At 49.4% G+C, this 12135-nt stretch carries 12 protein-coding genes; all 12 read left to right on the top strand.

The genetic code is table 11. The annotated features are described in order from the left end of the window. Positions 1-27: 27 nt before the first annotated feature. The 12 genes from GF409_01635 to GF409_01580 all read left to right on the top strand — a co-directional run bounded on the left by GF409_01635 (position 28) and on the right by GF409_01580 (position 12029). Positions 28-546, top strand: a complete 519-nt coding sequence (locus tag GF409_01635) for a thiol peroxidase (protein MBD3425915.1) — start codon at positions 28-30, stop codon at positions 544-546. A gap of 15 nt (positions 547-561) precedes the next feature. Then, positions 562-1248 (top strand): response regulator, encoded by a 687-nt coding sequence (locus GF409_01630; protein ID MBD3425914.1) that lies wholly within the window; start codon positions 562-564, stop codon positions 1246-1248. Beyond that, entirely contained in the window at positions 1245-1445 is a 201-nt protein-coding gene (locus GF409_01625) for a hypothetical protein (protein MBD3425913.1), read from the top strand. Before GF409_01630 ends, GF409_01625 begins: the two co-directional genes overlap by 4 nt. Further along, entirely contained in the window at positions 1442-1723 is a 282-nt protein-coding gene (locus tag GF409_01620) for an acylphosphatase (protein ID MBD3425912.1), read from the top strand. Before GF409_01625 ends, GF409_01620 begins: the two co-directional genes overlap by 4 nt. Beyond that, positions 1701-2285, top strand: a complete 585-nt coding sequence (locus tag GF409_01615; protein MBD3425911.1) for a hypothetical protein — start codon at positions 1701-1703, stop codon at positions 2283-2285. Before GF409_01620 ends, GF409_01615 begins: the two co-directional genes overlap by 23 nt. Next, positions 2282-3457, top strand: coding sequence for an MFS transporter (locus GF409_01610; GenBank protein MBD3425910.1), 1176 nt, complete (start codon positions 2282-2284; stop codon positions 3455-3457). The genes GF409_01615 and GF409_01610 overlap by 4 nt, the downstream gene beginning before the upstream one ends. A 28-nt stretch (positions 3458-3485) precedes the next feature. After that, the gene (locus GF409_01605; protein ID MBD3425909.1) at positions 3486-4832 is read left to right on the top strand and encodes an MATE family efflux transporter; all 1347 of its coding nucleotides are present in this window, start codon (positions 3486-3488) and stop codon (positions 4830-4832) included. A 31-nt stretch (positions 4833-4863) separates the two neighbouring features. Beyond that, entirely contained in the window at positions 4864-5877 is a 1014-nt protein-coding gene (locus GF409_01600; GenBank protein MBD3425908.1) for a hypothetical protein, read from the top strand. Between the two features lie 41 nt (positions 5878-5918). Further along, positions 5919-6359: a hypothetical protein gene (locus GF409_01595; protein ID MBD3425907.1), complete on the top strand. Its 441-nt coding sequence runs from the start codon at positions 5919-5921 to the stop codon at positions 6357-6359. A gap of 71 nt (positions 6360-6430) precedes the next feature. Continuing rightward, positions 6431-7795, top strand: coding sequence for a Trk system potassium transporter TrkA (gene trkA, locus GF409_01590; GenBank protein MBD3425906.1), 1365 nt, complete (start codon positions 6431-6433; stop codon positions 7793-7795). Continuing rightward, complete coding sequence (locus tag GF409_01585) at positions 7792-9396, top strand: TrkH family potassium uptake protein (GenBank protein MBD3425905.1); 1605 nt, start codon at positions 7792-7794, stop codon at positions 9394-9396. Before trkA ends, GF409_01585 begins: the two co-directional genes overlap by 4 nt. Then, entirely contained in the window at positions 9288-12029 is a 2742-nt protein-coding gene (locus tag GF409_01580; GenBank protein MBD3425904.1) for a hypothetical protein, read from the top strand. The genes GF409_01585 and GF409_01580 overlap by 109 nt, the downstream gene beginning before the upstream one ends. Positions 12030-12135: the final 106 nt, after the last annotated feature.

Here is a 12135-nt window from a genome sequence, read left to right as displayed (position 1 = left end):
AATCTCAAGCAAATGAAGGAGAGGGCCATGGAAAGAAGCGACGTAATTACCTTCAAGGGACAGCCATTGACACTTATTGGTGACGAAATAAAGCCCGGGGACGATGCTCCCGGGTTCAAACTTCTTGACTCAGACCTTAACGAAGTATCCCTGAATGATTTCTCCGGCAAGATCAAGCTGCTCGCTTCTGTACCCTCGCTGGACACTCCTGTTTGCGATCTTCAGATCAAGAGGTTCAATGACGAAGCGGTGAACCTTTCCAAAGATATAGTCGTGCTCTTTATAAGCATGGACCTGCCGTTCGCACAGAAGCGGTTCTGTCAGACCTATGAGATCAAGAGGGTAAAAACATATTCCGACCATCGTGAGGCGTCATTCGGCAAGGCATATGGCGTTCTCATAAAAGAGCTGAGGCTCCTGTCCCGCGCTGTGTTCGTTGTAAACAAGGAAAACAAGGTCACGTACAGCCAGTATGTAAAAGAGATAAGTTCGCCTCCGGATTACGACAATGCGCTGGAAGCTTTGGGTTCGGTGGCAACGGAATAGGAGCGAGAGGAGATCATGACAGATAAGCTTATCGCAATAGTCGATGACGACAAGGAAATACAGTCCCTGGTATCCCAGTACCTGACAAAGGACGGCTTCAAGGCAAAAGGGATGGATGACGCGGAAAGCCTGTTCGCCTATCTGGAAAACACTTTGCCGGACCTTATAATACTCGATTTGATGCTGCCGGGCATGAACGGGTTCGAGGTTTGCAAAAAATTGCGGGAGAAGGACAGGACAACCGCTATACCCATAATTATCCTTTCAGGAAAAGCCGAAGAATCAGATAAGATTTCGGGTCTTGATCTGGGAGCGGACGATTATGTCGTCAAGCCGTTTTCGGTGGAGGAGCTGGGCGCGCGCGTGAGGGCCGTTTTAAGAAGAAGGTACAGTGACCTTAAAGAGAACAAGATAGAAGTGAGCCCGGATCTTACCATAGACCTTGAACGTTATATTGTCACTTCATGCGGCGAAGAGGTAGACCTTACACCGACGGAGTTCAGGATACTCGAGCTTTTGGCTTCCAGAAAAGGACAGGTCTTCACAAGGGAGAGAATACTTGATTACCTGTGGGGAGAGGAGAAGGTCGTGGTCGAAAGGACCGTGGACGTGCATATCCGCCATCTCCGTGAAAAACTGGGTAAGACCGGTGAAATGATCAAGAACGTCAGAGGAATAGGGTACAAGCTGGAGGAGAAATGAAAAAGCTCAGGGTTTTGACGATAATAGCCGCTGTTATGGTATTCCTTATCTGCGTGTACAGTTTCCTGCTCGGCAATCAGGCATTCGAGGGAAAATTCACCAATGATGCGATCGCCTGGTATATGCTGGCCAAGGGGATATTCTGTTCACTGGCATTATATCTTCTCGTGGGAATACTGGGAGCGGCTTACAGGTGAGGGAGATCGACAGGGCGCATGTTATTGTATCCGGAGCGGTACAGGGAGTTCTTTTCCGTTCAAATGCGAGGGATATGGCCGAGCATTATGGGCTTACTGGATGGATAAAGAACCGGTGGGACGGAAGCGTCGAGGCTTATGTTGAGGGAGAAAAGAGCGATATAGATAAAATAATCTCCTGGTTCTACAAAGGTCCTCCTTCAGCGAGAGTTGATAAGGTTGAGGTCGTCTGGGAAAAAGCCACCGGGGAATTTGATGGTTTTGCGGTCAAATACTAATGTAAAAGGAGCAATCATGAAGAGTGCGAAGCTGCTTGTAATATGGTCTTTAACGGTTCTTGTCAGCATGTGCGCTTGTACCCAGTCTTTTGCGCAAAGAAGTCCGGCAAAAGCTCCGAAAAAGATACTAGAGACTCACGAAGAGATCTCAAGGATATGGTCGAAGGGGGACTTTGAGAGCAGGTTCTTCGAAAGGATCGGCATAATACTGAATAATAAAAAGAAACTCTCTCTTAGGGACTCACAGGTCCAGCAAATAACCGAGCTTCGCAATAATGCAAAGAACGCTCTCAAACCGCTCAACAAGAAGATCTCTACGCTTGACGTTCAGATCAACACGATGAGCTGGGAGGAATTCGACCTTGATGCGATAAACGAACTGATCGCGCAGAAGCACCAGCTTATGCGAAAAAAGGAACTGGAGATGGTCTCTGCGCATGATGAACTTTTGCAAATACTCAACCGGGAACAGGTCAAAGCCCTGGACAGCATGCCCGAGGGGCCGCAAGGAGTGGTTGATCCCGGTCACGAAGAACTTACCTATGAAGAACCCGCTTTATGAAAAAGAGCACGTATTGTATCCTTCTTATTTGCGCGTTCTCCGCGGTCATCGGTCTCGGTATCATCTCGCCATTTATGCCGGCTTTCATAGAAAAGCACGGGGCTAACGGCTTCTGGATAGGAATGATCTTCGCCGGTTTCGGGATTTCCCGGGCGATAATAATGCCCCTGGTCGGCAGGGTATCTGACAAGACCGGAAAGAAGGTCTTTGTCTCTTCGGGCCTGCTCATATTCACGATCATATCGCTTTTTTATCCCCTCGCGCGTAACGTCTACGAAATGACCGCGATAAGGCTTATTCACGGTCTTGCCGCAGGCCTGATCATGCCCATCGTCATGGCCTATGTCGGGGAGATCGCCGAAAAGGGCAGGGAAGGTCTGAGGATGGGCACACTGAACATGGTTTTCTATATAGGGCTTGCCACCGGACCCTTTCTCGGAGGTATTATCGGCGAGAACTATGGTTTCGACGCGGTATTTCATCTTATGGGGATCATAGGCGCCTTTACATTTTTTATAGTGCTTTTCTTTCTGCCGGACAGCAAGGGTGTTCTCGTGTCCGATCCCGCGGAATGGGGCTTCAGAGCGCTTATGCGCTACAATTTCGTGAAAGCCGTCCTTTTAAGCGCGCTTCTAATAACCCTTACCACAGCGGTTTTCATATCGTTTCTTCCGTCTCTTGCGACTCTGGTTGATGTTGACCCGGATCACATAGGCATTATAATATCCATAGGAATATTCCTTGCCGGAGTTCTCCAGGTCCCTTTCGGCAGGTTCTCCGACAGGCTTGACCGGGCAGGCAAGTTCATACAGATCGGATCAGGCACTACCATAGGCATGACGGCTCTTTTCGCCATGCCTTTCTGTCCCGGGTTTGACGCGCTGCTTGTTGCGGGCTCTCTTGTGGGGCTGGGAGCGGCTATAGCGGTACCGGCTATAAGCAGCCTTTCGGTCACTATAGGCCACAAAGCCGGGATGGGGGCCTGGATGGGGATAATTAATACGGCAAGAAGCGTTGGATTAGCCATAACCCCTCTGCTGGCGGGCATATTCATGGACCACTGGGGCGTGGATACTGTTTTTTACCTTTTCGGTCTATTGGCATTGTTCGGCCTTTTGGGGCTCGGGTATTTCGTTTTTAAAAGGTTCCGGATGGACATTCGCAGAGCCTGACGGGCTGTAAACCGGTTGAATAAAAAAAATGAACTCCGATAACGCTTCAAAGATCCATACTTTAAGCGACATCGCGCGTGAGAGCTGGTCCGTGAGCTGGCCCATGACCTTCATAATGTTCTATGAGTTCCTCATAGGCCTTGCGGATATTTACGTGGCCGGAAGATTCGGCAAGACCGCGCAGGCGGCTTACGGGTTTTCCTTCCAGCTGTACTTTGTGTTCATAATCATCGGGATAGCTCTTAGTATAGGCACGGTTTCTGTCGTCTCACGGCTTTATTCCGCGGAAAGGACACACGCTTTCAGATCGGCGGTAGCTTCCTGCGTGGGCACTTCAGCCGCTCTGGGTATAATATTCGTTATCCTGGGTTTTTTCCTGTCCGGCAATATCATAAGCGGCGTGAATATCCCTTTACCGGTCAAGTCCCTTGCGATACCGTTCATGAGGATATACTCTCTGGCTTTCCTGTTCGATTACGTTCTGATGAACAATAACGGCATATTACGTGCATGCGGTATGGTCAAAAGATCCCTCTGGGTAATGACCATAGTCTGCATGATGAACATAGCTCTGAATTTTCTGCTCGCCTTCCGCACGCCACTAGGCCTGAACGGAATAGCGGTGGCTACGGTTATAAGTCTCTTTACCGGAGCGGCCCTCACCTTATATTTCACGGGAAGGCTTTCCGGGGTATTCAGCTTCTCCATCAGGATAGTTAAGGAAGTGCTCAATATAAGCTGGCCGTCAGGCTTGCTTCAGGCTTTCCTGCAAATTGGATATCTTGTTCTTTTCCTTATCCTGGGCATGCTGCCCAGGTATAACACCGAAATAATGGCCGCCCTGACCAACGGTCTCAAGATAGAATCCGCGATATTTCTGCCTGCTATAGCTTTTAATCTGGGGGCTGCCGTGATAGTGGGCAGACATCTGGGGATAAGGGACAAACAAGGCGCTTTCCGTGGAGGCGTCATAACTGCCGTCATGGGCGTTGCCATGGTGATAGCCATTATACTCCTTGTCATGCTAAATGCTCGCCATGTAGCTTCTTTTCTTTCCGATAACCCCATAGTCACCAGAGAAAGTGTCAAATATATCCACATCGCCCTCATCGGCCAGCCTTTTCTCGCCTGGGGGCTTATACTTGCCGGCGGCCTTAACGGGGCAGGTGACACAAGAAGCGTTATGCTGATAATGTTCATAAGTATATGGTTGATTCGAATTCCGCTTTGCTATTATCTGGGCATAGAACTTGGTCTTGGGGCTGTGTCCATATGGTGGTCGATGAATATATCCATAATCGTCCATGCGATACTGATGACATATCGCTATTGGCAGAAAAGATGGATATCCATGGGGATGGACGTCGCTGTCTAAACGGGCGATATGAGCCAGTCGGAGGACACATATGTATAAACAAAAGATCGAGATCGACCCGTACAATCGGCTTGTGCTCCTTGCATCGGGCAGAAAAAGCGGTCTTCCGCGTTTCAGACAGGTCATTGAAGGTAGGTTCAGCACAGACAAGGACAACAACCTCACCTATAAGGTAAGGTCTCCTGAAGATGCAGGTGCGGATGTTCCACATCAGATCAGTTTGAAAGGCGAATGGAGCCTTACAGATAAGCATGAACTGAGATTCACGGTTGACAAGAAGGGAAGAAAAACCCTGGGAGATAAGATTACCTTAAGAGGGGAGATTCTCGATGTAAGGGATAATGCTCTTCTTTTCGCAGTGTCTTCACGGTCAAAGAAGGACGAACCCTTTACTTACGTTCTGGAGCTTAAGGGCAGGTGGCAGGCCGACAGCCGGAATCGGTTGAATTTCAGGGTGAAAAAAGAAAAGGGCAAGCACGACGTGCTCATATTCAAGGGAGCCTGGGATATCAACAAGGATCACTCGATCGTGTACGAATATGAAAGCGCCCGGATGGTCCGTAAAAGGAAAAAGCTACATACCCTTGTTTTTCGGGGGAAATGGCAGATCAGCGGCAGGTATAGACTCTCCTACAGGCTGAGTAAGAAATCCGATTCGGCATTCGAGTTCATGACCAGAGCCGGGGTATTCACTGGCAGACAGATAAAATACGAACTGGGTATCAGGGTATCCGGTGCCCAGAAGCCCGTTGAACGCAAAATACGGTTTTCCGGAAGATGGAAGGTCACAAAAGGCCTCGGTCTGGTCTTTGAGGCGGATTACAGAGGGAGGGAACCTTATTCGATGGTTTTCGGCGCTGAAGCCCATCTCAAGGATACCGGCAGGGTCTCTTTCAAACTAAGGCACTATCTGGATGAGCAGGACATGGGGGTTAGGGTGGAACTCTCACGCGAGCTGATAGGCGGCGACGGTGAGGCTTTTCTGAGACTCTTTTCAAGGGCGTCTGAAAAGTCTGTTTATTTGGGCGCAGGGTTCAAGCTCTAGATAAATAATAATTTATCGGTCGATAACTCATGGGGGCATATATGAAAAAAACCGCATTTATTGTTCTTGCAGTTCTTATCTTTTGTTATATGATGGTTCCATCCGGTTCTCATGCGCAGAATCTTGATGAAATAAGAGCTAGGGCAAGAAGCGAAGCGAGGCAGCAGATGGGGCTGGATAGACCCGCTGCTCCCAAAAAGACCGGAATGGACATCCCGTTCACTAGAGGCCAGGGTCTAGTTCTGAGACTGGTCCTGTTCGCCCTGGGGATAGCTCTTCTGCCGGCCGGTATAGCAAAGCTGAAAGGCAGGAGTTTCATAGCCTGGTGGGTGCTGGGTACACTCTGCTTTCCCGTTGTCCTGGCCGCAGCGGTCTTCATGAAAAAAGCAAAGCTTGTGATCATACCAGAAGGACAGGGGTCAGCCGGGCGAAACGAAAAAAGCGAACACCTCGGCGGTGATCCGCGATCATCCGGTGTTTAGGGCTCCTTTTTTTACTAGTATAGCTCAATTTATTGAATCAACGCACAGTACATGATAAAATTGGACCTATTATGAATATTATTATCGTAGGCGCAGGTAACGTGGGATTCAACCTGGCGGAATATTTTTCCGCCATCGGACACCAGATCACCGTGGTAGACCAGGACAGGGATCTTTGCGACCAGGTGAACAGCAAACTAGACGTGTTCGTCGTGCCCGGTCTGGGTAGCGACCCTAGTGTTCTTGCCGAGGCAAAGATCGAGAACGCCCATATGCTCATTGCTGTCACTTCCAACGATGAGACCAACCTTCTGGCTTGTAATTTCGCCATGCAGAACGGTGTCGCTAAACGCATCGCACGTATCAAGGCGTCTATATATACAGCGAACGTGCCTAATATAAGCCTTGAGAGGGTCGGGGTGACCAGTGTTATCGAACCTGAACGGGGTGTTGTGGACCGCATACTCCAGTATGTTGAACTTCCAAACGTGCTTGAGACGGCAAACTTCCAGTCCAATAAAATATATCTCCGCGGTTATATGGTAAAGGAGGATATGCCTATTGCCAATAAGACCCTTAAAGAGATAAAAGTGATGGCGGGCGATTCCCCGATGCTTGTTGTGGCGATAGCGCGGGGAGATAAGGATATACCGCCGACGGGAGACAAGATACTTCAGCCCGGCGACAAGATCGCGGCGATAATGCCCCGTGAATCCTTTCCGGTCTTCCGCGAGATGATCAACAGCAAGTCTTCCATGATGAATAAAATAGTCGTCTCCGGTAACTCCATAACCGCCATACATCTTGCAGAAGCCCTGAGACCCTTCGCCAAGCAGGTATTTCTGGTCGATCCCGATGCCGAACACGGCCAATACGCAGCCTCCGTGCTTCAGGGGATAGATGTTTTTCACGGGGACAGCACGAATGCCACGATTCTCGATGAGATCAACGTAAGAGGGGCCGACTGCTTTATCGCGGCTGGCAAGGATGCCGAGGACAACATCATGTCATGCCTTCTGGCAAAAGCGGAAGGAGCCCAGATGGTCATAGCCATAAGGGATGACGACCGGTATTCGGGTCTTTTTGATTCTATCGGTCTTGACCACGTGATCAATACGCGCGAGATAACATTAAACTCGATAATTGAGAGAATACAGACCGTTTCTATCGGCACTTACCTGAAGTTAAGATCAACGGATACTGAAGTCATCAGGCTCGAAGTGCGGAAAAAAAGTTCTCTTATAGGCAAGCCCTTGAAACAATTAGATAGAGACTTCAAGAAATCCGTGATCATCGGCTGCATCATCCGTGACGAAGAAGTAATTATACCGTGGGGCGAAACGACCATACAGGAAAAAGACGAAGCCCTGGTCTTTTGCCAGAAAGAACATCTTAAGAGGGTCCATAAACTTTTCAATCCTTCTTCAAAAGAATGAACACGAAATTCATAATATCCGCAATAGGCAAACTGCTCCAAGTGCTTGCGCTCATACTGCTTATTCCTGCAGGCATAGCTTTTTTCGAGATATCCCCCAAAAGTATTCCGCAAGTACTCATCGATCCTCGTCTTGCGGGATTCCTGATAGCTATTATATCCTCGGCCATTACCGGTCTGGTGCTCAGGTTCTTCGGCAGCGGCGAGATCGTAGGCAACGGTATCCGTGACGGTTTCGCGATCGTAACTTTCAGCTGGATCATCCTTACTTTCTTCGGTTCCATACCGCTGGTCATATATTTTCTTTCGCAGGGAGATACGGTGAATCTTTCCAGTCTTATCCGGGCTTTCACCGATTCATATTTCGAGATAATGAGCGGTTTCACCACAACCGGAGCTACTATTATCAACGATGTGGAGGTCATACCCCGGGGCATACTCTTCTGGCGCAGTCTGACACACTGGCTGGGAGGAATGGGGATAGTGACGCTCGCCCTGGCGATACTTCCTGCTTTCGGTATCGCGAGTTACCAGATGTTCCGCGGTGAAGTGCCTGGACCAACGGCTGAAAGGCTGAGGCCCAGACTCGCCCAAACGGCAAAGATATTATGGGGTGCTTATGCGGTTCTGACGCTTGCCGAGGTCATCCTTCTCAGGTTCGGGGGGATGACCATGTTCGACTCCTTCTGCCACGCCTTCGGCACCATGGCTACCGGGGGGTTTTCAACGAAGAATGCATCCATCGGATACTACAATTCAAGCTATATAGACTGGGTTGTCCTAGTGTTCATGTTCCTTGCAGGAATGAACTTCGTTATACACTACCAGGTACTTTTTACGCGTAAATTGGATCTGGTTAAAAATAACCGGGAATTCCACTTCTATGCAGGCGTGCTTGTCACCGCGATCATCCTTGCATCGGTAGTTCTAAAAATGGGCGGCGTTTCTTCGCCGGAACAGATCAGGATGAGTTACCGGCATGAACCGCTTTCGGCCAGCGAGCTCATTGAGAAGGTAGACACAGAAAAGGCTAAGATACGCACCCCGTACGACACCGTGCGTCACGCCGCTTTCCAGGTGGTATCCATTACGACCACCACCGGTTATACGACGGCTGATTCTGATATATGGCCGAACTTCATTCGCTTCATGCTGGTCGTTCTCATGTTCTTCGGCGGGTGCGCCGGCTCGACGGGCGGCGGGATTAAAATGGTGAGGATAATGATATTTCTCAAAACTGCCCTGCGCGAAATAAAGACGATCATCCAGCCCAGGATCATAGCTCCGATAAAGATCGCCGGCAAAGCCATAGAAGATAAACAGATAATGAATATTCTGGGGTTTATCGCGCTTTTTCTGGGATGTTTTGTGATATTTTCCGCAATGATGTGCTATCTTATAAAGGATCTTACTACAGCTTTTGTTTCTGTAGTGGCGACCATGTGTAACATAGGCCCGGGACTTTCGGCGGTAGGCGCAACGGAAAACTACGCATGGATACCCATACCCGGCAAATGGATACTTGTCGCATGCATGCTCCTGGGCAGACTGGAGATATATACCGTTCTTATAGCTTTTTCACCGATATCCTGGCGAAAATGAGATATTTCAGCATTCATATGAAACCCCTAATAATCATATTGTTAGTTATGATTTGTACATTCCCGGCCGGAAATGCTCTTGCCGGGCAACCGCAGGTCCGCATCTACTCGAATGGGGCTTTTTTCGACAAGGATCACGCCGAAGAAGAAGGGCTCAAACTCCGGCGAGTCGAGAGTAAATGGGACGTGGAAGACGGTCCGCTGGGGCTCAAGTCTTGGTGTTATGCTAACGCCTGGATAGGTGGTGTGCATGGTTCGGTCCGAGCTTTCCATTATCGCGGATTCCGCTTCGATAACATCAAGGACGGTACGAAATTCAATACAGACATAAGATTCAAGGTCTCCCTGTATGGCCTGATAAATTCGACTACCTATGCCAATGCGGCTTCGCATTACAAGGCTAAGATCACCGCAGGGATCCTCGAAGGTTCTTTCGGCAACTGGGATTCGCCTCTTGCGGAAACTGTTCTGTGGGCCAGAACAAATAAAAAGTCCTGGAAAGACTGGAGTGATGAAGTGTTGTGGACAACGGCCGGGGAAATAATTGGCGAAGCTGCCGGGGAAGCAGGGGGTGTTGCTGTCGGTGTTGTCTGGGATACAGCTTCATTCGCGCTTGACGCGCTTGATGTTGACGAAGCCATCGCGCAGAACGTCTGGGTGGAATTCAGCGGTCTTCCAGTTGAAGCGGACAAGGTATACAGATGTTACGTGTCACTGGATTCTTACGTGGCCTGTGTCGGCGTAGGCGTTGGCAGTGTTAACGCCTACATAGATTTTTACAACCATTCTCCGCATTTCGGGGATGACAACGGCAGGATCCTCTCTACAAGAGGGCTGGGTGTCAGTGAAGTAAGTGTAAATATGCCGGAGGGATTGCCTTCAATCGAAGAAGAGCAGATGCCCCAGCCCGCATCAGAACCGGAACCCTTGCCACCGTCAGTTCCGTCTAAACCGGACCTTCTTTTTCAGTATTCGACGATCACTCCCGGGTCAGGCAAGAATATAAGGGTGGGAGAAAGTGCCGGGATATATTTCAATATATATAATCTGGGTGGTGCTGAAGCCCGAAATGTCAGAGTAAACGTCCGCGAAGGAGAGCGCATGGTAAAAACCGAGATGCTTGATCTGATTGAATCCGGCCACGACAGGACGATCCATATCCCCTGGAACCCGGAGAGGCCCGGCAAATATATTTTCAGCGCGATGGCAGACCCAGATGATTCGATTGAAGAGGAGAATGAGGCTAATAATACCGGCATCCTCGAAGCGGAAGTCTTGGGTCACAGGTATGACTGGTCGGTGAACGATATAAGTTATCTTCCGCTTTTGCCTGAAGAGGGTGAAAAGATCAGCTTTCTGGTGGATGTCGCCAATAAGGGGACAATGAACGTAACCTCTCGCCTTGATCTTTATGTGGACAACAGGAAGATCAAAACGCTTACGGTAAATACGCCGCCTGGTAAAGAAGAGACCTTTGGGGATGGCTTCCCACGGGGGGATTCCCTCCAGTGGAATGCGGTTGAAGGGGAGCACGCAGTGAAGGTCTCAGTGATTGGCGGCAATGCCGATGAAGAGACTTCCGATAACACGCTTATTAGAAAGATCAGGGTAAAACCCGCACCGGAAAAGACAGTCCAGCCGGGCTCTGAAGAATATTATGAAAAGAAGCAGGTCGAAAAGCGACAGCAGATCCTGCGCGAGGCCCGGGAAAAAGCCGAACAGGCAGAAACAACGGCCATAGAAGTCACGGGTTTCACCGGTGTGGACAAAGCTCTGTCGCTTGGCCAGACTCGAGAGATAGGCGCTTATTTCAAGAATGTATCTGGAGAGTCTCTTGAAGATATACATGTCCAGGTCAAGGTGGAGAACATGGACGTGCGCAAGTACCTGGCCAAGTACGGTGCGGGTGGTAAAAGACAGGTTCGCCCGGGGATAGTGAATAACGGCACGTTCCAGCTCGTATTCCCTTATAAAGCGGTTTATCCGGGCAGGTTCAGGGTTACGGCCAAGGCCGTGGTAAACGATAAGGGAACTGAAAATACAGTTACAAAAAGCGCCTATTTCACCGTTCCCGCCGAAGGCGCCGAGCTCCCTTCGGGCTATTACAGGTCAAAAGGCGCCGATCTCGCGATCTTTGCCGAGGATCTAAAGATCATCCCTGAGAATCCTGAGGTCGGTGATGACGTAGTGGCCAGGATCACGGTTCGCAATAACGGTCCGGTGGATATCCGTAACGTCGAGGTTCTGGTGACCGCTGACCAAAGCGAGATCGACCGCAGGTCATTACCGCTTGTTAAAAGCGGCAGCAGCGAGAGCTTCTCTTTTTTGGAGAATGCGAGGGAAAAAGGACTTTTTCATGTAAAAGTTAGAGTGGATCCGGCAAATAAAATCCAGGAAGTTAATGAGGCAAATAACGAGACAGCTACCGATGTTCACGTTGCCGGAATGGAAGAACAACTTGAGCACGGCATCAAAGAGAAGATAAAGGCCGCCGTCAAGCAGAAATTGGCCCCTGTTATCGAAGACCTTGACGAAACCCGCAGGAAAGCTGCCCATGCGGTGCGTGACCTGAAACGGACCAAAAAAGAGCTAGAAGAAAAGAAAAAAGAATTGAAAAAGATGCTGGGGCTCTGAGACGTCAAAGAGATCAGCAGGAGACTGTACATGCCGCGATACTTCATTTTAATCTTTTTGGCGTTTTTCCTTACAAGCTGTGCCTCTTTCCGCCGGTCGCCAGAGC

This window comes from Candidatus Omnitrophota bacterium (assembly GCA_014728045.1).
Classification (GTDB): domain Bacteria; phylum Omnitrophota; class Gorgyraeia; order Tantalellales; family Tantalellaceae; genus WJMH01.
This window is presented reverse-complemented; position numbering and strand designations above follow the sequence as displayed.